General features: G+C 34.1%; 20 protein-coding genes. 15 read left to right on the forward strand and 5 right to left on the reverse strand.

From position 1 onward, the window contains the following. Positions 1 to 7: 7 nt before the first annotated feature. Entirely contained in the window at positions 8 to 352 is a 345-nt protein-coding gene (locus WN975_RS03525) for a 5-carboxymethyl-2-hydroxymuconate Delta-isomerase (protein ID WP_337965240.1), read from the reverse strand. 215 nt (positions 353 to 567) lie between these two features. Between WN975_RS03525 and WN975_RS03530 the strand changes: the two genes are divergently transcribed. The 4 genes from WN975_RS03530 to WN975_RS03545 all read left to right on the forward strand — a co-directional run bounded on the left by WN975_RS03530 (position 568) and on the right by WN975_RS03545 (position 6,753). After that, positions 568 to 2,211: a DUF6377 domain-containing protein gene (locus tag WN975_RS03530; protein ID WP_337965241.1), complete on the forward strand. Its 1,644-nt coding sequence runs from the start codon at positions 568 to 570 to the stop codon at positions 2,209 to 2,211. A gap of 206 nt (positions 2,212 to 2,417) precedes the next feature. Then, positions 2,418 to 4,634, forward strand: coding sequence for a glycoside hydrolase family 3 C-terminal domain-containing protein (locus WN975_RS03535; RefSeq protein WP_337965242.1), 2,217 nt, complete (start codon positions 2,418 to 2,420; stop codon positions 4,632 to 4,634). A 200-nt stretch (positions 4,635 to 4,834) separates the two neighbouring features. Beyond that, positions 4,835 to 5,482, forward strand: coding sequence for a DUF1349 domain-containing protein (locus WN975_RS03540; protein WP_337965243.1), 648 nt, complete (start codon positions 4,835 to 4,837; stop codon positions 5,480 to 5,482). 134 nt (positions 5,483 to 5,616) lie between these two features. Continuing rightward, positions 5,617 to 6,753 carry an acyltransferase gene (locus WN975_RS03545; protein WP_337965244.1) on the forward strand — a complete coding sequence of 379 codons (1,137 nt, stop codon included), beginning with the start codon at positions 5,617 to 5,619 and terminating at the stop codon, positions 6,751 to 6,753. A 441-nt stretch (positions 6,754 to 7,194) separates the two neighbouring features. Here the strand turns inward: WN975_RS03545 and WN975_RS03550 are convergent, their stop codons facing one another. After that, positions 7,195 to 8,301, reverse strand: a complete 1,107-nt coding sequence (locus WN975_RS03550) for an NADH:flavin oxidoreductase (RefSeq protein ID WP_337965245.1) — start codon at positions 8,299 to 8,301, stop codon at positions 7,195 to 7,197. Between the two features lie 6 nt (positions 8,302 to 8,307). Beyond that, entirely contained in the window at positions 8,308 to 8,610 is a 303-nt protein-coding gene (locus WN975_RS03555; protein WP_041518777.1) for a metalloregulator ArsR/SmtB family transcription factor, read from the reverse strand. A 310-nt stretch (positions 8,611 to 8,920) separates the two neighbouring features. On the opposite strand from WN975_RS03555, the gene WN975_RS03560 reads away from it, so the two are divergent. The 3 genes from WN975_RS03560 to WN975_RS03570 are packed head-to-tail and all read left to right on the forward strand — an operon-like array spanning position 8,921 to position 10,155. Continuing rightward, on the forward strand, positions 8,921 to 9,415 hold the full coding sequence (locus WN975_RS03560; RefSeq protein WP_337965246.1) for a TlpA disulfide reductase family protein: 495 nt from the start codon (positions 8,921 to 8,923) through the stop codon (positions 9,413 to 9,415). Between the two features lie 12 nt (positions 9,416 to 9,427). Then, positions 9,428 to 9,628, forward strand: coding sequence for a hypothetical protein (locus WN975_RS03565; RefSeq protein ID WP_337965247.1), 201 nt, complete (start codon positions 9,428 to 9,430; stop codon positions 9,626 to 9,628). Positions 9,629 to 9,678: 50 nt separating this feature from the next. Continuing rightward, positions 9,679 to 10,155 carry a hypothetical protein gene (locus WN975_RS03570; RefSeq protein WP_337965248.1) on the forward strand — a complete coding sequence of 159 codons (477 nt, stop codon included), beginning with the start codon at positions 9,679 to 9,681 and terminating at the stop codon, positions 10,153 to 10,155. 29 nt (positions 10,156 to 10,184) lie between these two features. Here WN975_RS03570 and WN975_RS03575 read toward each other — a convergent pair whose 3' ends face one another. Then, complete coding sequence (locus WN975_RS03575) at positions 10,185 to 10,568, reverse strand: hypothetical protein (RefSeq protein WP_337965249.1); 384 nt, start codon at positions 10,566 to 10,568, stop codon at positions 10,185 to 10,187. Between the two features lie 209 nt (positions 10,569 to 10,777). Between WN975_RS03575 and galA the strand changes: the two genes are divergently transcribed. From galA to WN975_RS03615, 8 genes are all read left to right on the forward strand, one after another. Beyond that, positions 10,778 to 13,609 carry a beta-galactosidase GalA gene (galA, locus tag WN975_RS03580; RefSeq protein WP_337965250.1) on the forward strand — a complete coding sequence of 944 codons (2,832 nt, stop codon included), beginning with the start codon at positions 10,778 to 10,780 and terminating at the stop codon, positions 13,607 to 13,609. A gap of 294 nt (positions 13,610 to 13,903) precedes the next feature. Then, entirely contained in the window at positions 13,904 to 15,475 is a 1,572-nt protein-coding gene (locus WN975_RS03585) for a Na+/H+ antiporter (protein ID WP_337965251.1), read from the forward strand. A 73-nt stretch (positions 15,476 to 15,548) separates the two neighbouring features. Beyond that, positions 15,549 to 16,421, forward strand: coding sequence for a helix-turn-helix domain-containing protein (locus tag WN975_RS03590; protein ID WP_337965252.1), 873 nt, complete (start codon positions 15,549 to 15,551; stop codon positions 16,419 to 16,421). Between the two features lie 188 nt (positions 16,422 to 16,609). Continuing rightward, positions 16,610 to 17,026 carry a cupin domain-containing protein gene (locus tag WN975_RS03595; protein WP_099711902.1) on the forward strand — a complete coding sequence of 139 codons (417 nt, stop codon included), beginning with the start codon at positions 16,610 to 16,612 and terminating at the stop codon, positions 17,024 to 17,026. Positions 17,027 to 17,119: 93 nt separating this feature from the next. Then, entirely contained in the window at positions 17,120 to 17,524 is a 405-nt protein-coding gene (locus WN975_RS03600) for a cupin domain-containing protein (protein ID WP_099711903.1), read from the forward strand. 114 nt (positions 17,525 to 17,638) lie between these two features. Then, positions 17,639 to 18,691 carry an NAD(P)-dependent alcohol dehydrogenase gene (locus WN975_RS03605; RefSeq protein WP_337965253.1) on the forward strand — a complete coding sequence of 351 codons (1,053 nt, stop codon included), beginning with the start codon at positions 17,639 to 17,641 and terminating at the stop codon, positions 18,689 to 18,691. 176 nt (positions 18,692 to 18,867) lie between these two features. After that, positions 18,868 to 19,758, forward strand: a complete 891-nt coding sequence (locus tag WN975_RS03610) for an AraC family transcriptional regulator (protein ID WP_337965254.1) — start codon at positions 18,868 to 18,870, stop codon at positions 19,756 to 19,758. Between the two features lie 107 nt (positions 19,759 to 19,865). After that, a complete protein-coding gene (locus WN975_RS03615; RefSeq protein ID WP_337965255.1) occupies positions 19,866 to 21,227 on the forward strand; it encodes an amidohydrolase in 1,362 nt (453 codons plus the stop codon). Positions 21,228 to 21,631: 404 nt separating this feature from the next. On the opposite strand, the gene WN975_RS03620 is transcribed toward WN975_RS03615, so the two are convergent. Then, the gene (locus WN975_RS03620; RefSeq protein WP_337965256.1) at positions 21,632 to 22,219 is read right to left on the reverse strand and encodes a DUF4142 domain-containing protein; all 588 of its coding nucleotides are present in this window, start codon (positions 22,217 to 22,219) and stop codon (positions 21,632 to 21,634) included. Between the last annotated feature and the right edge of the window lie 117 nt (positions 22,220 to 22,336).

Raw genomic sequence — 22,336 nt, forward strand, 5'->3', positions numbered from 1 at the left:
ATTATAACTACAGCATATTTTTATTAAAATAACTCGCTTTTTCGAAGTCGCTAATATTAATTGAAATAATTGGAACTTCGGGAATAATGGCATTTAGTTTTGATACAATTGCGTTTGATAAATTGACCTTTTGATCTGTATTTCGGCCTTCCATAATGTATGCGAAAACGTGAATAAAATCTTCTAAGGAATTTCCATTATTATAATATGCAAAAGGATTAATACGAACCTTGATTTCAGAAGCAGGAAAAAGGCCTGTCGATAATGCCGAATTATAAACTTCCTGCATGATATCGTCTGCAGATTTTATTCGGATAACATTTTCAGAGCAATCAATAACAAAGTGTGGCATAAGTGTTTATTGTTTAGATTAGATAAAAGAATAGTCTAAACAAAATTATAAAAACATTCTCACGATTGCCTGAAAAATGCTTTTTTATAATGGTTCTCATTTCAAAATTTTGTTATGTTTTTTAATATTTTATAAAATGATCAGACTTTATAAATATTTTAATTTTATACCATGACTTTATTATATTTGTAAGTCTCATAATATCTTTATTTAGCTTGAAAAAATATTTTCTATTTCTGTTAATCGTTCTTGTCAATCTGCCTGTTTATTCATTGGATAGTACAGATGCTATTTTAGCACAGTTAAACAATGCTTTAAAAAACAAGGAACGTTATGTTCAGTTAAAAGAAGAGCGTATTTTGAACTTCAAGAAAATCAAATCTGATAATTTAACTAAGGAACAAGAGTACAATTACAATAAGACATTATATACAGAATATTTAAAATTCAATTCAGATTCGGCGATTCATTATGTCAAGAAAAATCTGAAACTTGCTAATGAACTTCAAAATAAAGAGCTGGAAGATCTGGCAAATCTTGAATTAGCAACACTTTATTCTTCGTCAGGAAAATATCGGGAATCAGAAGCGATTCTGAAAGCGATCAATAAAAACCAATTGTCAAAAAAAGTACTTCCGGAATATTATGAATCTTATCGGGAGTTTTATGAGCATTATGTAGCCAATAGTTACGAGAAAAAGTACATCACTCAAATTGCAATGTACCGTGATTCTTTATTGGCGGTATTAAATCCTCAGACGCTTAAGTATAAAATCAATCTGATTCAGCGTCATATTCATCATATGCAATTTGGCATTGCCCAGAAAAAATTGATGCGTTTATTAGAAACCGCAAATCAAGACGATACACAATATGCAATGATTGGATATCTTTTGGGAAGTATTTATGAATCTACACATCAATTAGAATTACGAAAAAAATACTACGCACTTTCGGCACTTTCAGATATTAAACACGCTATAAAAGACAATGCATCTTTGCAGGAATTGGCGCTCGTTTTTTATGAAATTGGCGATGTAGATATGGCTTACAAACTAACACAATCTGCTATTGCGGACGCTTTGTTTTGTAATGTACAGTTTCGAACGCTTCAAATGTCTGAAGTTTATTCGATTATAAATACCGCTTATTTAGAAAGAGAAGCCAAAAGAAAAATGCAATTGCAAATGTATCTTTTGTGCATTAGTATTTTAACGGCATTTTTGATTGTGGCGATTATTTATGTTTACAAACAAATGAAAAAAGTGTCCCGAATTCGTGGAGAGCTTTTTATTACAAGTCAAAAACTTGCCGAATTAAATCAGGATATTACTCAAACTAATAATCAGTTGCAGGAACGTAATGCACAATTATCAGAATCGAATCATATTAAGGAAGAGTATATTGCGCATTTCTTTAATTTGTGTTCGACTTATATTAATAAACTGGAGAATTACCGCATCATTTTAAACAAGAAAGCTACGGCAAAACAATTTGATGAGATTTATAAAATTCTAAAATCAACAACTTTAGTTGATAATGAATTGGAAGAATTGTACAAGAATTTTGACATTATCTTCCTGAATTTATATCCAACTTTTGTAAAAGATTTTAATGCTTTGCTAATTAGTGAAGAACAGATTGTTTTAAAACAAGGAGAATTGCTAAATACAGAGCTTCGTATTTTTGCTTTAATCCGACTTGGAATTACAGACAGTGTCAAAATTGCGGCATTTTTGAGATACTCTTTAAGCACAATTTACAATTATCGCACGAGAGCAAGAAATAAAGCGGCAGTTTCAAGAAATGATTTCGAAGAAATGGTCATGAAAATTGGCTTAATTACCTTAAAAATCTAATTATTTTTTTTAAAACCACTACTTTTTTTGCTTATTATTTTTTATTAAACAATTGATAATAAGTTATTTGGGTTTTTATTTCACTACTTTTTTTCGTTTAAAAATTCAACACGAACTATAACGTTTTAGCTTTACAATATTATTAAAGGTGTTTACGAGAACAGCAACCTTTACTAATAATTAAATGCTTTAATAAATTAATAGTTATGTTTAAAAACGTTAAAACAATTGTTGTTTTACTTTTGCTAGGCTCTTTCGGTGTAAATGCACAGAATAAAGTTCCGGTTTATCTAGATGATAAAAAGTCAATTAATGAACGTGTAGAAGATGCGCTTTCTAAAATGACAACCGATGAAAAAATCGCCATGATTCATGCGCAATCAAAATTTAGTTCACCTGGTGTACCACGTTTGGGAATTCCTGAAAACTGGATGACTGATGGTCCACACGGAATTCGAACGGAAGTTAAATGGGACGAATGGGATCAGGCTGGTTGGACAAATGATTCTTGTATTGCATTTCCGGCTTTAACAGCACTTTCTGCAACTTGGAATAAAGAATTGTCTTCTTTATACGGAAAATCAATTGGCGAAGAAGCAAGATATCGTAATAAAAATGTATTGTTAGGACCTGGAGTTAATATCTACAGAAGCCCATTAAACGGTCGTAACTTCGAATATATGGGAGAGGATCCTTTCCTAACTTCAAAAATGGTGGTTCCTTATATTAAAGGAGTACAATCAAATGGAGTTGCAGCTTGTGTAAAACATTTCGCTTTAAACAATCAGGAAACTGGTCGTAACTCTGTAAACGTAATTGTTGATGATCGTGCTTTGTACGAGATTTATTTACCAGCTTTTAAAGCTGCTGTGCAAGAAGGTGATGCGTGGGCAATTATGGGAGCATATAATAGATATAAAGGACAACATTGTTGCCATAATGAGTATTTATTGAATGATATTCTTCGCGGAGAATGGGGCTTCAAAGGTGTTGTAGTTTCAGATTGGGGAGGAGTTCATGATACAAAACAAGCGATTCACAATGGTTTGGATATGGAATTTGGTTCTTGGACAAACGGGCTTTCTTGGGGAACAAGCAATGCTTATGACAACTATTATTTAGCAAAACCATATTCGACTATGATTGCTAAAGGTGAAATTGGAACTAAAGAATTAGACGAAAAAGTACGTCGTATTTTACGTTTATCGTTCTTGACTACAATGGATAGAAACAGACCTTTTGGATCTTTTGGAACGGCTGAACATGCTCAGGCAGGTTTAAAAATTGCTGAAGAAGGAATTGTATTGCTTCAAAACAAAAACAATATTTTGCCAATTGATCTTTCTAAAACTAAGAAAATTGCAGTTATTGGAGAAAATGCTATTAAAATGATGACAGTTGGTGGAGGAAGTTCTTCGCTTAAAGCAAGATACGAAATTACTCCGCTTGAAGGTTTAAAGAAAAGAATTGGAAATCAAGCTGAAATCGTTTACGCTCGTGGTTATGTTGGAGATCCAACAAGTAACTATAATGGAGTAGTGGCAAAAGTAAGTTTAGAAGACAAACGTTCTCCTGCTGAATTGACTGCAGAAGCTTTAAAAGTAGCTAAAGATGCTGATATTGTTCTTTTTATTGGAGGAACAAACAAAAGCGATAAACAAGACGCTGAAGGATTTGATCGTGAGCAATTAGGACTTTCATATGGTCAGGATCAGTTGATTAATGAATTGACTAAAGTAAATAAAAATATAGTTTTTGTAAATATCTCAGGAAACGCTGTGGCTATGCCGTGGGTTAAGGAAGTTCCGGGCATTGTACAAGGTTGGTTTTTAGGTACAGAAGCTGGAAATGCTTTGGCTGCTGTTTTGGTTGGTGATGTTAACCCTTCCGGGAAATTATCTTTTACTTTTCCTGTAAAATTATCTGATAACGGAGCACACGCATTAGGAGATTTTCCTGGTGGAGATGAGGTAACTTACAAAGAAAGCATTTTTGTTGGATACCGTTGGGCAGATAAACAAAAAGCAAAACCATTATTCTCTTTTGGACACGGTTTAAGCTACACTACTTTTGAATACGGAAAAGTAACAGCAGATAAAAAACAAATGTCGGCTGGAGATCAGATTACGTTCTCTGTGAAAGTTAAAAACACTGGAAAACGTGAAGGTTCTGAGGTTGCTCAGCTTTACATAAGTGATTTAAAATCATCATTGCCACGTCCGATAAAAGAATTAAAGGGTTTTGAGAAAATTTCGCTTAAAGCGGGAGAAGAAAAAACAATAACTTTTACAATTGACAAAACAGCTTTAAGCTTTTTTGATGATAAAAAACACGACTGGGTTGCTGAACCTGGAGACTTTGAAGCAATTATTGGTGCATCGTCTACAGACATAAAATCTAAAGTGGGCTTCTCACTTAAATAGTTTTTATTATTTCTAAATTGGTTGGTTGTAAAGCTGCAATTGTAAAAAGTTGCAGCTTTGCTTTTTAAACTTTTTTACCATTAAAATATTAAGTTAATTAAGCTTTGTGTTTACTAAACTTAAAATTGGTTTTCTTATTAAGAAAGTTAAGCATTTTACTTAATTAACTTAATATCTTAATGGTTCAAAAACAAAAAAATATGAAAAAAATTATGCTAAGTGCTTTGGTTTTGTTTTTAGCACAAAACCTTTCGGCGCAGACCTTAAATAAAATGCAATGGTTTAATGAACCTGAAAAATGGGAAATTAAGAACAATGCTTTGATTATGAATGTTACTGCAAATAGTGATTATTGGCGTATTTCGCATTACGGTTTCACGGTTGACGATGCACCATTTTATTACGCAACTTATGGTGGAGAATTTGAAGCCAAAGTAAAATTAACGGGTAATTATATCGCTCGTTTTGACCAAATGGGATTAATGCTTCGTATTGACGAGAAAAATTACATTAAAACCGGAGTTGAATTTGTTGACGGAAAATTTAATATCAGCACTGTGGTAACGCACGATAAAAGCGATTGGAGTGTTACAACACTTGAAAAAGCACCACCATTTGTATGGATAAAAGTCGTAAGAAGATTAGATGCTGTTGAAGTTTTCTTTTCGTATGATGATAAAAATTATATTCTAACCAGAAATGCGCCATTGCAAGACAACACGCCGGTTATGGTAGGTTTAATGGCTGCATCTCCGGACGGAAAAGGTTTTGAAGCTAAGTTCGAAAATTTCAAAGTAACACATTTACCGGATCAACGCAGATTAGAGTGGCTTAAAAATCACCAATAATAATTATTGATTGTTAATTATCAATTATTAATTATAAATTGTAGTGTAAAAACCACAAGAATCGGAATTAACAATTAATCATTTATAATTAACAATTAGAAAAACTAACCATTTAACCACAAAAAAATATTTTTATGAGTTCAATTTCAATGGACATTAAACCCAAAAAACATTATGAAATTCTGGACGGTTTACGTGGAGTAGCCGCTCTTTTAGTCGTTATTTTCCACATTTTGGAGACTTTTAATGAAGGAAGCCGTTTCAAACAAATTATGAATCACGGTTATCTTGCTGTTGATTTCTTTTTCCTTTTATCAGGATTTGTTGTCGCTTATGCGTACGACGATCGCTGGGGAAAAATGGGTCAATGGGAATTTTACAAAAGACGTTTAATTCGTCTACAGCCCATGGTAATTATGGGAATGATCATTGGAGCGATATTCTATTATTTTCAAGCTTCAGATACAGTTTTTCCAATGATTGCAGGAATGGAAGTTTGGAAAGTAATCTTAACAATGGTAATTGGATTTACATTATTGCCAATTCCGCCTTCTTTAGAAATAAGAGGGTGGGGCGAAATGCATCCGCTAAACGGACCGGCATGGTCGCTTTTCTTTGAGTATATTGCTAATATTCTGTACGCATTAATTTTCCGTAAATTTTCTAATAAAGTTTTAGGATTCTTTGTTTTAATCTTCGCAGCAATGCTGATTAATTATACCGTTTTTGGACCAAAAGGAGACGTAATTGGCGGTTGGTCATTAAATCTGGAACAAATGAATATTGGTTTTACCCGTTTATTATATCCGTTTTTTGCCGGAATTTTACTTTCTCGTTTAGGAAAATTAATTCACTTAAAAGGCGCTTTCTGGATTTGTAGCATTATGATTATCGTAATATTCAGTATTCCAAGAATTGGAGACGAAAGCAGTTTATGGATGAACGGTTTATATGAATCTGTTGTTATTATTCTTTTGTTTCCATTAATTGTTGCAATTGGAGCAGGAGGGGAAATAAAGAATCCGCTTTCGCTGAAAATATGCAAAGCTTTAGGAGATATCTCATATCCAATTTACATTATACATTACCCATTAATTTATTGGTACACCGCTTGGGTATTCGAAAATAAAATCCCTCTAAAAGACGGTTACGTTGTCGGAATTGGAGTTTTCGTTTCGAGTGTTGTAATTGCTTATTTATGTTTGAAATTCTACGATGAACCTGTACGCAATTGGCTTCAGAATAAATTTCAAAAAAGGAAGGTTTCTTAGGAAAAGGGACAAAGGTTCAAAGGGGCAAAGGTCCAAAGAGGAAAGCCTCATAGGAAAAACTTTGTCCCTTTGAACCTCTGAACCTTCAAAAAAATCTTGAATTTCTAAATTTTGTTAGTTATAGATATTCAAAAAAGGGATGAAACTTTTAAAGTTTTGTCCCTTTTCTATTTATCCCAATCTTAACGTAGAGATGCACAGCAGTGCATCTTTTGGTTTAACCCAAAGATTATAAAGATTACAATAACGCATGTTTGTGTATATCCATTGGGTAGACGCACTACTGTGCGCCTCTACGGAGAAAAAATGGCGATAGAATGGGAATAACACAAAGACAAAAAAGGGATGAAAACGTAATGTTTCATCCCTTTTTTATTTAGCCCAATTAGAGAAACCTCTGTCCCTCTGAACCTTTGCAACTTTGAACCTTAAAAAAAAAACTTATTCTAAAATCAATTGTCCTAAAGCTTCTTTGCTAAAACCTTTTAATTCTTCTGTTCTACCAGCTTCAATTTTTGCAACCCAATTAGGATCAGATAAAAGAGGTCTTCCAACGGCAACTAAATCAAAGTCACCTCTGTCGAAACGTCTGTTTAATTCGTCTAATGAAGTTGGTTCAGAGCTTTCTCCGGCAAATGCACCAAAGAAATCACTTGAAAGTCCAACAGAACCAACAGTAATAGTTGGAGCTCCTGTTACTTTTTTAGCCCAACCTGCAAAATTCAAGTCAGAACCTTCAAATTCAGGTTCCCAGAATCTGCGTTGTGAAGCATGTACAATATCAACTCCGGCATCAACAAGAGGCGTAAGCCAAGCTTCTAATTCCTGTGGATTTTTAGCCAATTTATAATTATAATCAGAAGGTTTGAACTGAGAGAATCTCATGATAACAGCAAAATCGTTACCCACTTGTTTTCTCACTTCTTTTACGACTTCAATTGCAAAACGATTACGTTCAGGTAGTGTTTTTCCACCATAAATATCAGTACGCAAATTAGTTTCGGCTCTAAAGAACTGGTCAATTAAATAACCGTGTGCACCGTGAATTTCGATCGTGTCAAAACCTAATCTTTTAGCATCAGCGGCAGCTTTTCCAAAAGCAATAATAGTGTCTTCGATATCTTTTTCAGACATTGTTATTCCATTTCTGAAATCTGGTCTGTTTAATCCTGATGGTCCTTCAAAAGGAACTGGCGGAACCCAACCTGAATGGTGATTGTCCATGATTCCCATATGCCAGATTTGTGGTCCCATTGAACCTCCCGCAGCGTGAACTTCCTCTATAACTTTTTTCCATCCTTTTAGAGATTCATCTCCATAAAAGTGAGGAACGTTTGCATCATTTGAAGATGAAGGTCTGTCGATAACAGTTCCTTCAGATAGTATTAAACCAACTTGACCTTCGGCTCTTTTTTGGTAGTAAGAAGCTACTTCGTCAGTTGGAACTCCGTTTGGAGAAAATGAGCGCGTCATTGGCGCCATTACGATTCGGTTTTTAAGATTTAACGTTTTTAAGTTAAATGGCGAAAACAGGTTGTTTGTACTCATAGTAATTTACAAATTAGATTGGATTAATTTACTGAGTGCTTCAAAGGCACCTTCGTTACGTTTATAATAGGTCCATTGTCCAACGCGTTTGGATTCTATAAATCCGGCACGTTGCAAAATAGACAAGTATTCAGAAACAGTTGATTGCGTAAGACCGGCTTTGGCTTGAATTTGTCCTACACAAACTCCGTGTTCAAATCCTGCATGCTGAAGTTGATCCGGAAAGTTTATTTCGGGTTCTTTTAACCATTCCAGCATTTGCAATCTGGACTTATTAGATAATGCTTTAAAGATTTCTATATTTTCCATGACGCAAATATATCGACTTTTCCCGATATGCCAATTAAAGAAAAAATATTTAGCAAAAATTTAAGATAGAGAGAATAAAAGAAGGGAAGATTTAATAAAGAAAATATATATTTGCTCGTGTATTGATCTGGCAAAGTATGTACACAAACTTGTCATTTCGACGAAGGAGAAATCACACAAGTTGATCGACAAAGATTGACGATATTCTATGAGGAGTTTCTGGTGTGATTTCTCCTTCGTCGAAATGACAAAAATGAGATAACTTTGACTAGATTTATAACACGCCCCAATTAAATAAACTTAATCAATTATGAAAAAAACTTTACTCATTTTAGGATTCTTATTTTGTTTTATAACCAACTCAAAAGCTCAGGTTGTTGGCGTTGAAGTAGGAGATATTGCGCCTGAAATTGATCTTCCCGATACAAAAGGAAACAACGTTGTACTTTCTTCTTTTAGAGGAGAATTAGTTCTGGTAGATTTTTGGGCTTCCTGGTGCGGGCCATGTACTAAAGAACATCCCGAATTAATAAAATTATACAATACTTATCCTGATAAATTTGCGATTTACAGCGTTTCAATGGATACCAAAAAGCCGCTTTGGTTAGGTGCAATTACAAAACAAAAACTTCCGTGGACACAAGTAAGTGATTTAAAATACTGGAAATCTCCGGTTGTTGCTGATTATATGCTTCAATCTGTACCATTAAACTTTTTAATAGATAAAAACGGAATTATTATTGCCAAAAATATTCATGGAAATGCATTGAATGAGTTGGTTAATAGTTTATTATCGCCAAAATAAAAAATAAAAAGGATGGAGAAATCAGATTATCTAGTAGCTTTTCTTTTTGTTGCAGTTTTTTTAATTCCATTCTTAGTAGCTTATTATTACGATTATAAACATAATCCTAAAGAGTTTAAAACCGATTTAAGAAAGATTGCTAAATTAGTATTGATATTAATTCTCTATTTTGGATTAAATAAAGCGTGGGATTTACTAAAACATATTTTTTGAATAAAATAATTCAGAAATATTTATACTAAAATATTTAAATAACAAATTACATGCAATCAAAACTCAGCTTATCAGAATTCCGTGCGAGATTGCAAAACAATACTCAATTTGGTTCTCCAAAACTAAAATTAAGCACATTTGCTATTTTAACTGTATTTGATGGAACTTCAAAACCATTTTACGGAGTTTTTGATGATAAAAGTTTTGACTTGACTATAAATTCAATACAATCTCCAACACCTTATATTATAAAGGGAAAATACAAGAACATTAATAATACAGTTAAAGTAGATTATGTTGTTGAGCCAAGTAGTAAGTTTCAGGAGATTTGGGCAAGATTTTTTCCGGTGCTTGTTATAATTGCAATTAATATATTCTTTCTTTTTTTTGCAAAAGGACTTCGGCGAGCGTCTACAATCGTCAATTTGTTTTTGCTTTTTATGGCTTTCTATTCCAGATGGAAGACGGAGCGAAAGAGGCAAAAACTAGAAAAAAAGTTTCTAAGAATTTTTGAGATTCGAGCATAAAAAAGTCCGATTTGTTGAGATCGGACTTTTTAATGTGAATCAGGATGAGGTTTTTTGACGCCTCCAAAATTTGTTTTGAGAATTTCTCTAATTTGGAGTTGCGTTTTATTTCTCGTACTGTTTTTCCATTCGTTAAAATCATAAATATGAATTTGATCAGCATAAGGATTGGTAACAAAAAAGAGTCTTGAAATCGAAAACTTATAATACTTTAATTCGTGCGAGATATGACGATCCGGCACCACAATAAGAATCGTTTCCCAACTCAGGTAATCCTTAGGTACATCTTCTCTTTCCGTTAATCCAAGAGATTCGAAAAAGGCGTTTATCTTTTGATCGTTGATCTTGTCGATCTTCTGATCAATACGTTTAATAGTGCTAAGAAGTTTATCTTCATCTTTAATAACACTCATGATTGGCTTATTTTTATTTGAATTTTAATATAAAATTACATCAAAAGAAAATCATTTAACAAAACAGAGCCAATAGAATGATTCTAAATTTTAATTGCCGTTTTTTAGCATGAAATTAAAAGAGAAATCGATCATCTTTTGATAAAATACTATTAATTTTTAAAAGCCGAAAAAGCTATTTTTATCAGAACTAACTAACCACCTTATTTATGAAAACCAATTCTCCAAAAGAAATTCTGCTGTATTTTATTTTTTTGATTTCCATTTGCACTTTTGCCCAGAACAAATCAGAAAGAGAATTGATTTTGATCGATAAAGAATGGCGTTTTTCATTGGGACATTCATACGATAAACAAAAAGATTTTGGTCACGCCGAAGGTTATTTTTCGTACTTGGCTAAAACTGGTTTTGGTGACGGTCCTGCATCATCGCAATTTGATGATCGTGCCTGGAGAATACTCGATTTACCGCATGATTGGATCGTAGAACAATCTTTTAGCGAAAGCGCGAGTTACAGCCACGGATTTAAAACTGGTGGAAAAGGTTTTCCTGAAAAAAGTATTGGTTGGTACCGAAAAAAAATCACAATTCCCGAAAGCGATCAGGGAAAAGTTATTTCTTTAAAATTTGACGGCGTTTTTAGAAATTCAAAAGTCTTTTTCAACGGTTATTACCTTGGAACTGCCGAAAGTGGTTATAATGGTTTTGAATATGATGTTACTTCCTATGTTAATTATGGGGGTCAAAATACAATTGTTGTTCGCGTTGATGCGTCGATGGAAGAAGGCTGGTTTTATGAAGGCGCGGGAATTTACAGACATGTTTATCTACAGAAAACAAATCCGTTGCACGTTGTTCAAAACGGAACTTATGTAACTTCAGAAATAAAAAATAATAATGCAGAAGTTACTGCCGAAGTTTCAATCGAAAACAAAGGAAATTATAAAGGTTCTGTTGAAATAATCCAAACTATTCTGGATGCTTCGGGTAAAGAAGTTACGAGTATTTCTCAAAATGCTTTGGCGCCGGATTTTTATAAAACAGCTAAATATTCTTCAAAACTAGAAGTGAATAATCCATTATTATGGGATATTGATTCGCCAAATTTATATCGTTTGGTAACGCAAATAAAACAAGAAGGTAAAATTGTAGATCGTTATGAAACTTCTTTCGGAATTAGAACGATTAAGTTTGATCCTGAAAATGGTTTTTTCCTTAACGGAAAAGCCTTAAAATTAAAAGGAACAAATAATCATCAGGATCACGCCGGAATTGGAACTGCTTTGCCAGACGAACTTCAATATTACCGAATTAAAAAGCTTAAAGAAATGGGTTCAAATGCCTATCGTTGCTCGCATAATCCGCCAACGCCTGAATTGCTGGAAGCTTGTGATAAATTGGGAATGTTGGTAATTGACGAAACACGTTTGATGGGAATTAATGACTATCATCTTAATGATTTAAAACGAATGATAGAACGCGATCGCAATCATCCAAGTATATTTTGCTGGTCTGTGGGCAATGAAGAATGGAATATTGAAGGAAATATTGTTGGAGAACGCATTACAAATGTCATGCAGGGATTTGCAAAAAGTATAGATCCTACAAGACCTGTAACAGTTGCAATTAGTAGTGGTTTTAGAAGCGGAATTTCATCTGTTGTCGAAATTATGGGTTATAATTATATGGGAAATGGCGATATCGATGCACATAGAAACGAGTTTAAATCCCAACCGGGAATGGGAACGGAGGAAGGTTCGACTTTTGCAACACGCGGTGTTTATTTTACAGATGATGCCAAACATTATCAAAGTGCATATGACAAAAAACCTCGGCCAACATTTTATAGTATCGAAGAAGGCTGGAAATTTTATGCAACGCGTCCGTATCTGGCGGGAATGTTTATCTGGACGGGTTTTGATTATCGTGGCGAACCAACTCCTTATGGCTGGCCGTCGGTTACGTCTTATTTTGGAATGATGGATGTTTGCGGTTTCCCGAAAGACAATGTATTTTATTTGAAATCCTGGTGGGGAAATCAACCCGTTTTACATCTTATGCCACATTGGAATTGGAGTGGAAAAGAAGGACAAGAAATCGATGTTTGGGTACATTCTAATTGCGACGAAGTTGAACTTTTCCTAAACAAAAAGAGTTTGGGTAAAAAGAAAATGGAGCAATACGGACATTTAGAATGGAAAGTAAAATATACGCCGGGAACTTTGGAAGCAATTGGATATAAAAACGGAAAAAAAATCCTTTCGGATATTCAGAAAACGACCGAAAATCCAGAAGCTATAAAACTTTCGATAGATAAAGAAAATACGGCAAATGCTAATGTTTCTGTGATAACAGTTGAAGTTACAGATAAAAAAGGACTTCATGTTCCAACGGCAAATAATGAAGTAACATTTTCGATAAAAGGCGGAAAAATTTTAGGCGTTGGTAACGGAAATCCAACTTCTTTGGAAAAAGATCAATTCATTGACGAAATTCTGCTTACTCCAATAACCAACTTTGAAGAGCAAAAAGGAACGACAGCGATTTTACCGCAAGAATTACCTGTGTATTCGGATAATGATTGGACGACGGCTTTTAAGGACAGAGATTATAAAAAACAATCGCCTTCTTATATTTATCGCGGTCAGTTTGAATTAAAAGATTATTCGGCAACTAAAAATGTAAACTTTTTTTACAAGAAAATAGGAGTAGAAGCTGTGGTTTTTATCAACGGAAATAAAGTGAATTCAAGCGCCGAAGATCCTCAAAAATATATTCTGAATTCTAATATTCTAAAAGAAGGTAAAAACTCTATCTATATTATCGCAACACCATTGCAAAAAATAAAAGATTGGGATGTTATGAATACAGATCCGGGAATCATTCAAGTCGTAACACCAAGTAAACCTTGGACTAGACAGCTTTTTAATGGTTATGCGCAAGTCATTATTCAGAAAGAAAATAGTGATAAACCCATTATTTTGTCCGCTTCTGCGAAAGGATTGAAGTCACATATCATTACAATTTCCGGAAAAGAATAGCCTTTTTACTTTTTATAAAAAGAGTTACAACATATTGAACATAATTGTTTTAACACATAGAAACATAGATTTTGTGTGCTAAAATAAGGCGTTTCACTTATTGATAAAACACAGAGTTTTAGTATGTGAAAGAAATGTATTTCTTTTCGTATTCTTTATGTATATCAAAAATCTATGTTTCTATGTGTTGAATGAAATTTTATATAAAAATATTTCCTAATATTGATAGTTCAAAGACGATAGCGTAATTCTATATCGTTTTGGTCAATATTATTTCTCAAAAAGTCATATCAAATGCTGAACGATTTTCCGTTTTATTTAATCCTTGTCATCGTTATTCTTTTATTAATAATGTTGAGCAATAAAATCAAAGTAGCATATCCTGTTTTATTGGTTTTAGGAGGATTGGCAATTAGTTTTATTCCCGGAATTCCAGTGTTGCGTATCGATCCGGAACTTATTTTTGTGATTTTTCTTCCGCCATTATTGTATGAAGCTGCGTGGAATATTTCATGGAAAGAATTATGGCGTTGGCGACGCATTATTTGCAGTTTTGCCTTTTTGGTCGTGTTTTTTACAGCATTTTCTGTAGCTTTGGTTGCCAATCATTTTATACCCGGATTTTCATTGGCATTAGGATTTTTGCTTGGCGGAATCATTTCTCCGCCAGATGCCGTTAGCGCAGGAGCAATTCTTAAATTTGTAAAAGTTCCACGAAGATTATCCTCTATTTTAGAAGGCGAAAGTCTGTTAAATGACGCCTCTTCATTGATTATTTTCAGATTTGCATTGATTACAGTTGGAACAGGGCAATTTATCTGGCAAGATGCTATTACAAGTTTCGGATGGATGTTATTTGGCGGAGTTGGTATTGGTCTTGGAATAGGTTTTATTGCCATGAAATTGCATAAATACTTACCAACCGACGCAAATTCGGATATAATACTTTCTCTCGTTACACCTTATATCATATACATTGCGGCCGAAGAAGTTCATAGTTCAGGAGTTCTTGCCGTTGTGAGCGGAGGTTTGCTATTATCACATTTCAGACTTTCGTTTTTAAGCAGCAGTTCGCGTTTGCGTGGCGTTAATGTCTGGGAAAGTTTCTGTTTTATATTGAATGGATTGATATTTATGTTCATCGGACTTGATTTGCCTGAGATCGTTTCCGGATTAGAAGGTGTGAGTCTTTCATCTGCAATTGGTTACGGATTATTAATTACAGCGGTGCTTATTGTGGGAAGAATTTTATGTGCTTTTGCTGCTGTTTTTACCACTTTGATTGCCAGAAATTTTATAAAAGTTGCCGATGCGAGACATCCGGGATTCAGAGGTCCAATTTTAATTGGCTGGACCGGAATGCGCGGCGTAGTTTCTTTGGCTGCAGCCTTATCAATTCCCGTACAATTGGATGGAGCGCCGTTTCCGCAACGAAATCTAATCTTGTTTATCACGTTTGTAGTAATCCTGACAACGCTGGTTTTGCAGGGATTGACATTGCCTTATTTAATTAAGAAGTTCCACATGAAAGATCCTGATTATACAAAACCGGAAGACGAAATCTATAATCAGATTAAAAGAGAACTTGCAGATCACGCTTTAAATCATCTGAAAAACACTTATAGCAACGAATTAGAAAGACAACCCATTTTACAGCAAATTGCTCGTAAATGGGAAGATATTCATGTAAATACGGATGATAATATTCTAATGTCTGATGAAACCAAGATTATTTATCTCAATTTACTTGAACATCAGCGTAATTGGCTTTTGGATAAAAATCACGAAGAAATTCTGGATGAAGAAATTATTCGCAGGCATTTGCTTTATCTGGATTTAGAAGAAGAGAAATTGCAGTTTATGTAATCGCAAGAAATGCTTTTCTATTCTTTAACGTTTTTGAAACCTAACTTTTGTTTGATTTTCATAACTTTGCGGCATGAGTGATCAAATAGTTTCTAAAACAGCCGATTTTAATACTTCAGATTTAAAGCTAAAAGGTTTTAAAGTTTATGAAGTAAGCAACGATGTAAGCGCAATTCCGACGTATAACCGCAGAGATTTTTACAAAATCTGTATCAATACCAGTAAAAGTCTTATTCATTATGCTGATCGCGGAATAGAAACGGAAGGAACGATATTATTCTTCGGAAATCCGCATATTCCATATTCATGGGAGATTATTTCGCCTGCTTATAATGGTTATGCCTGTGTTTTTACCGAAGAATTTTTGAAAGCAAATGATCGCTCGGAAAGTCTTCATGAATCTCCTTTGTTTAAAATAGGAGGAACACCAATATTTACTTTATCATCTGAACAGGAAGTGTTTATAAACTCTTTGTTTAAGAAAATGATTGAAGAACAGGAAACTGATTATGTTTTTAAAGATGATTTAATTCGAAATTATATCAATCTGATTATTCATGAATCGATGAAAATGCAGCCTTCAGAAAATTTCTTTAAACACAAAAATGCTTCTTCCCGAATCACTTCTTTATTTTTGGAATTATTAGAAAGACAATTTCCAATAGAAACCAAGAACGAACCATTGGCTTTAAAGACGCCACAAGATTATGCACAAAGCCTTGCGGTTCATGTGAATCATCTAAATCGTTCTGTAAAAGAAATCACAGGAAAGCCAACAACGGCGCATATTACCGAAAGAATTATCAGCGAAGCAAAAGCATTATTGCATCACACAGATTGGAGTATCTCAGACATTGGGTATTCTCTTGGATTCGAATATCCAAGCTATTTTAATAATTACTTTAAAAGACTTACAGGAACAATTCCGAAATCATTAAGAACATAAATTGTTTCATATTCTTAATTTTTTGTTTGATTATTGTTATTTCTAATTGTCGTTGCTAAAGTAATTTTGCCTTCAAATAATTAGTATTAACCTCTTATCGGTTTTTAGCTGACTAAATATAACTTCTATAAAGCGCATTCTAGCTTTCTGATTTAGTTTCCGGCACTGATATTAAAAAACAAATAATTATGAAAGAACCAGAAAATCAATTAAATGAATCTATTTTCCCAAAAGGAGATTTAGCTTCAGCGGATTATTTTACAGGAAAAGCATGGGTGAAGATGTTGGTTCCAAATGATCCGATTTTAAATACGGCCGTAGGAAATGTGGTTTTTGAAGCCGGCGCACGCAACAACTGGCATACACATCCCGGAGGTCAAATTCTTATAGTTACTCAAGGAACAGGCTTTTACCAAGAAGTAGGGAAACCAATTCAATTGTTAAAAGAAGGTGATGTTGTAAACATTCATCCCGAAATTAAACATTGGCACGGAGCTTCTCCAGATGGTGAATTTACGCATATCGCAATCAGTACAAATACAGAAAAAGGTATTGTAGACTGGCTTGAACCGGTAACAGACGAACAATATAATAGCTTTAAATAATTAAAGTTAAAGTGTTGTTGGTTGATCTAGCGATGATTAACGGTATTGTTAGATCTTATTTTAAATAAAAATCAATCTCAAAAAATCAATTTTATGTCAACACTTTATACTTCCGCTATTGAAGAGGGCAAAGTCCCAAATACATTTATGACTGGTGATGTTTCTTATAAAAAACAAACCAGCAATATTCATCCGGACAATACCATGATTAAAGAAGTTTCGTTCGAACCTGGTGCAAGATGCAAATGGCATATTAATGCAAGTTTGCAATTGTTTATCGCAACTGACGGAATTGGCTATTTTCAGGAAAAAGGAGCTGCTATTCGTTTGCTTCATAAAGATGAGGTAATTACGATTTTACCAGGCATAGAACATTGGTATGGTGCAACACCTTTCAGCCGATTTTCGCACATTAGCATCATTACAGAAATTGATAAAGGAAAAGGAATCTGGCTGGAAAGCGTTACAGATGAAGAGTACTTTAGCTTTGGAAAATAACCTAAGTTTCTGAGTTGCTAAGGTTCTAAGGTTTTAAGTCGCTATGTCAAAAAAAACTCAGAACCTTAGCATCTTAGTACCTCAGTACCTTTAAAAAAAAACAACAACAAAAACATGGAAACAAAAAACATAAAAGCCTTTGGTACAGAAGCTGCAGAAGCACCATTACAAACATTAGACATCAAACGTAGAGAAGTTTTAGCGCATGATGTAGAAATTGAAATTTTATATTGCGGAATCTGTCATTCAGATTTACATTCTGCCAGAAATGAGTGGCATGGAACGGTTTATCCAATAGTTCCGGGACACGAAATTGTTGGACGAGTAACAAAAGTGGGAGATCACGTAAAACATTTCAAAGTTGGCGATCTTGCCGGAGTTGGCTGTATGGTTGATTCTTGTAGAGAATGTGAGCATTGCAAAAATGACTTAGAGCAGTTTTGTGATGAAGGAAGTACGTTGACTTTCAATTCTCCTGACAAACATTTAGGCGGACAAACTTTTGGTGGATATTCTCAAAGTATTACAGTTGATGAAAATTACGTTTTACATATTTCAGATAAACTGGATCTTGCAGGAGTTGCACCTTTACTTTGCGCAGGAATCACAACTTATTCGCCATTAAAACACTGGAAAGTTGGTCCTGGACAAAAAGTCGGAATCGTTGGTATTGGCGGTTTAGGACATATGGGAATCAAATTGGCAAAAGCAATGGGCGCTCATGTTGTAGTTTTCACAACTTCATTATCTAAAACCGAAGATGCAAAACGCCTTGGAGCAGATGAAGTAGTTTTGTCTACAGATGCTGAACAAATGGCAAAACACGCCAAAACACTTAACTTTATCTTAGATTGTGTATCTGCGGAGCACAATATAGATTCATATTTGAATTTGCTTAAAGTAGATGGAACGCTAACTTTGGTTGGTGCGCCAATGGAACCACTTCCCGTAACTTCATTTAGTCTTATATTAGGAAGAAGAAGTTTTGCCGGATCTGCTATTGGCGGAATTGCAGAAACTCAGGAAATGCTGGATTTTTGTGCTGAACACAATATCACCGCAGATATCGAATTGATTGGTGTTAATGAAGTAAACGATGCTTACGAAAGATTGCTTAAAGGAGATATTAAATATCGTTTTGTAATTGATATGGCTTCTCTTAAGTAGCTAAGTGACTAAGGTTCTGAGTTACTAAGTTTTATAACTTTGCGACTTAGCGCCTTTGCGAGATTTTAAAAATTTTATATAAATACTTAAAAGGTCTGACTTTAATAACGTCGGGCCTTTTTTTTGTTCTTTTAAAAAAACATATATCATTTAATTATTAATTTTGAAAAGGAACAATGAAATCCTTTTTTGCTTTGAATAAACAATCGATTCCTACTTTATCTGTTGGTAATATACTTGGAGAAGAAACTTTAGATATTACTTTGTTTCGCCATAGCGTGAAGGGACGAAATGAATTTGAGCAGCCTCATAAACACGATTTCTACCTCGTTTTTTTTGTAGAAAAAGGTTCTGGTATTCACAACGTCGATTTTACAAAACATAACGTAAGCGATTATCAGGTTTATTTTATCAGACCGGGACAAGTTCATAATTGGTCTTTAGATGTTGATACAACAGGATTTCAGCTGATGCTTTCGGGCGAAATAGTTACTATTTTTCCAAATTTGATTCAGTTTCCGTTTTTCGAACAAAGCGTTCCGGCTTGTCTTTCTTTAAATGAAGAAGAATTTTTGGAATTTAAAAATCAATTACAGGAAATAGAATCAATATTGCCTCAAAATGATCAACTTACAAAAGAAATTGTATTGCTTCGTTTGCATTTATTATTGAAGTTGCTGCAAAAGGAGTTTTTAAAACAATTTCCGGAACATGAATCGGCTACAAAACCTGAAAAAGTGATTAAAAATTTCATTGCATTACTTGACAGTCATTTTAATCAGGAATCATCAGTTAACTTTTATTCGAATAAATTAAATATTACGCCTAATTATCTTAATATCCTTTCTCAGAAATACTTGAAAATGCCCGCTGGCGATGTTATAAAAGAGAGAACCATACTCGAAGCCAAGCGTTTACTGACAAGTACAGATTTGTCTATAAAAGAAATAGCGTATCAGCTTGGGTTTAATGATAACGCTTATTTCAGCAAAGTATTTAAAAAGTATGCAGGGAAATCACCTGGAGATTTTAAGGAAAGTTATAATTTTTACCATCCTTATCCGTAATATCACCATTCTCATTTTAAATTCTATACGATTTTTGCAAAGCAATTTTTTTATTGCTAACAGGATTTTTTAAAATAAAACCAACCTGCAAAATTCAAATACAATTTATGGAAGAAAATAAAATAAGCAGAAAGAAATTCTTAGGACTTGGAGCCGCAGCAACCGGAGCCGCTTTGTTTTCGGGAATTGGCGCAAACGCAATGACAAATGTGATGTCTTCAGAAAATAAAGGCGGAGATTTAAAAGAATATCTTTTAATCAATGTTCGATTAGAAGACGGTTTTGAATACAACGAAAAAAATGAAGTTGTAGCGACCAAAACAGCTTTGTATAATATTCATATTGCCAATGGTAAAATAAAAAGTATTACCTCAGGAAAGCCAGCTTTAAAAATAAAAACAGTCGACGCAAAAGGATTTTTGATGCTTCCTGGATTACGTGATATGCACATTCATATCGATAAAACGTATTATGGCAGCGGAACTTGGAATGCCGCGCCACGAAAAGGCTACACGGTAAAAGACATGATTACGCTGGAGCAAACATTGATTCCGCAATTATTGCCAGATTCTCAGCATAAAGCCGAAGAAGCGATTAAATTAATGCAAAGTCAGGGAAGTTATTTTGCGCGTTGTCAATGTAATATAGATCCTGTAAGCGGATTGAAAAGTTTAGAACACTTACAAGCAGCTTTAGAAAAAAACAAAGATAGTTTTGGTTGGGAAATAGTAGCTTTTCCGCAACACGGAATCCTTTATTCAAAGTCGGAACCTTTATTGAGAGAAGCTGCAACAATGGGAATTGACTTTATTGGCGGACTTGATCCCACAAATGTTGACGGAAATATGGAAAAATCGCTTGATGTTATGTTTCAAATTGCACTTGATAATAATAAAGGTGTCGACATACACTTACATGAATCGATACCATCTGGTAAAGCCGCGATCGAATACATGATTAAAAAGACCGAAGAGAATAAACAATTACAAGGAAAAACATATATAAGTCACGGTTTTGCTCTTGCCAAAATGGATCCAAAAGATTTGGAGAAAATAGCCGAGCAAATGGGAAATCTTGGAATAGGAGTAGTGTCAGGAATTCCGATTGGGAAAACGGTTATGCCAATTCCGACTTTGAAAAAATACGGTGTGAAACTTATGACTGGAACCGATAGTATTGTCGATCATTGGCAACCTTTCGGAAGTTGCGATATGCTCGAAAAAGCAAAATTATGCGCACAACTTTACGGTTGGACAGACGAATATAATCTAAGCAGATCTTTGCACATCGCTACAAAAGATGAAATTCTGCCACTTAATGACGCCGGAACCCGTGTATGGCCAGCAGTTGATAATGAAGCTAATTTCATCCTTGTAAAAGCAAGTTGTTCCGCCGAAACCGTAGCACGTTTGCCAAAAAGAGAAGGAGTTTTTTATAAAGGTAAAATGATTGCAGGGGAGTTGAGTTGATAGGTTCAAAGGTTCATAGGAACAAAGGAACAAAGGTTTTGTAGAGACGCACAGCAGTGCGTCTTTTTTTGTGTTTTATTATGTTTAATCTGTGTTTTTTATTGTTGTTCGATGTGTGTTTTAATGTATATGTTTTGCGTATGATGGATTAAAATCCATCCCTACAATATATCTTGTTCCTCTGGAACTGCTTGACAAAATTGCGAATTCAGCCTTTGTCCCTTTGAACCTCTGTCGCTTTGCCCCTAAAAACGAAAACCCCTCAAGCAATTCAACTCTCGAGGGGTTTTGGAAAATAAATAACAATCGATTATTTTGTCGAGTTTCTAAGTAAAAACCTTAGAACCTCAGTTCCTTAGTATCTCAGTACCTTTAAAAAAAGTATCTCAGTACCTTTAAAAAAACTACTTTTTATCTAGATCTTGTTTTAGCAATTTTGCATGCTCTAAATGAGCTGTAAGCGGCGCTATATTATTTGAAGCCCAAAGCTTAACGTCTTGGTCTTTTGCATCTTCAGTTGCTTTTTGCAATTCTTTAATTGCTTTTTCGTGTCCGTCGATCATCATGTCAGCGAACTTTTTATCAAAATCAAGACCCGATTTTTCATTTAGTTTTTTGTATTCCTCTTTTCCATCTTCGGTAATCGAAATTGGTAAAGTGAAGTTTTTAGCTTTAGCTAAAGCACTAACTTCAGAGGCCGATTTAGTATGCTCATCAACAAGCATTTTTCCAAATTTCTTCACCTCAGGATTGGTACTTTTTGTTTGAGCCAGTTTTCCGATTTCGATTTCAGCAAGATTCACTTCTGCGATATCTACTAAAAACTCCGAATCATCTTTTTTCTCCGCAATAGAGTCAAATTTGGCTTCGTTTGTGTCTTCAGCAACTTCTTTTGGATCTTCTTGTTTAGTTTCATTTTTGCAAGAATTCAGAAATATTATAATTAGTCCTGCTCCCAAAATTGCTTTTCCGGCTATTAGTATTCTTTTCATGATTTTATAGTTTAAATGTTATAATGTAAAATTATTCAGATTTTAAAGGAATGTCTTACAGCATTTTTGGATAATGTTACAGGATTTGGATATTATGTTTTTTGTAAACAGGTATAA

Origin of the sequence: uncultured Flavobacterium sp. (assembly GCF_951805225.1) — a bacterium.
In the GTDB taxonomy this organism is placed as follows: domain Bacteria; phylum Bacteroidota; class Bacteroidia; order Flavobacteriales; family Flavobacteriaceae; genus Flavobacterium.

Coding starts and splice junctions, on each gene's coding strand:
- WN975_RS03525 (WP_337965240.1), bottom strand. CDS start 352: ATGCCACACTTTGTTATTGATTGCTCTGAAAATGTTATCCGAATAAAA.
- WN975_RS03535 (WP_337965242.1), top strand. CDS start 2,418: ATGTTTAAAAACGTTAAAACAATTGTTGTTTTACTTTTGCTAGGCTCT.
- WN975_RS03540 (WP_337965243.1), top strand. CDS start 4,835: ATGAAAAAAATTATGCTAAGTGCTTTGGTTTTGTTTTTAGCACAAAAC.
- WN975_RS03545 (WP_337965244.1), top strand. CDS start 5,617: ATGAGTTCAATTTCAATGGACATTAAACCCAAAAAACATTATGAAATT.
- WN975_RS03550 (WP_337965245.1), bottom strand. CDS start 8,301: ATGAGTACAAACAACCTGTTTTCGCCATTTAACTTAAAAACGTTAAAT.
- WN975_RS03555 (WP_041518777.1), bottom strand. CDS start 8,610: ATGGAAAATATAGAAATCTTTAAAGCATTATCTAATAAGTCCAGATTG.
- WN975_RS03560 (WP_337965246.1), top strand. CDS start 8,921: ATGAAAAAAACTTTACTCATTTTAGGATTCTTATTTTGTTTTATAACC.
- WN975_RS03565 (WP_337965247.1), top strand. CDS start 9,428: ATGGAGAAATCAGATTATCTAGTAGCTTTTCTTTTTGTTGCAGTTTTT.
- WN975_RS03570 (WP_337965248.1), top strand. CDS start 9,679: ATGCAATCAAAACTCAGCTTATCAGAATTCCGTGCGAGATTGCAAAAC.
- WN975_RS03575 (WP_337965249.1), bottom strand. CDS start 10,568: ATGAGTGTTATTAAAGATGAAGATAAACTTCTTAGCACTATTAAACGT.
- galA (WP_337965250.1), top strand. CDS start 10,778: ATGAAAACCAATTCTCCAAAAGAAATTCTGCTGTATTTTATTTTTTTG.
- WN975_RS03585 (WP_337965251.1), top strand. CDS start 13,904: ATGCTGAACGATTTTCCGTTTTATTTAATCCTTGTCATCGTTATTCTT.
- WN975_RS03590 (WP_337965252.1), top strand. CDS start 15,549: ATGAGTGATCAAATAGTTTCTAAAACAGCCGATTTTAATACTTCAGAT.
- WN975_RS03595 (WP_099711902.1), top strand. CDS start 16,610: ATGAAAGAACCAGAAAATCAATTAAATGAATCTATTTTCCCAAAAGGA.
- WN975_RS03600 (WP_099711903.1), top strand. CDS start 17,120: ATGTCAACACTTTATACTTCCGCTATTGAAGAGGGCAAAGTCCCAAAT.
- WN975_RS03605 (WP_337965253.1), top strand. CDS start 17,639: ATGGAAACAAAAAACATAAAAGCCTTTGGTACAGAAGCTGCAGAAGCA.
- WN975_RS03610 (WP_337965254.1), top strand. CDS start 18,868: ATGAAATCCTTTTTTGCTTTGAATAAACAATCGATTCCTACTTTATCT.
- WN975_RS03615 (WP_337965255.1), top strand. CDS start 19,866: ATGGAAGAAAATAAAATAAGCAGAAAGAAATTCTTAGGACTTGGAGCC.
- WN975_RS03620 (WP_337965256.1), bottom strand. CDS start 22,219: ATGAAAAGAATACTAATAGCCGGAAAAGCAATTTTGGGAGCAGGACTA.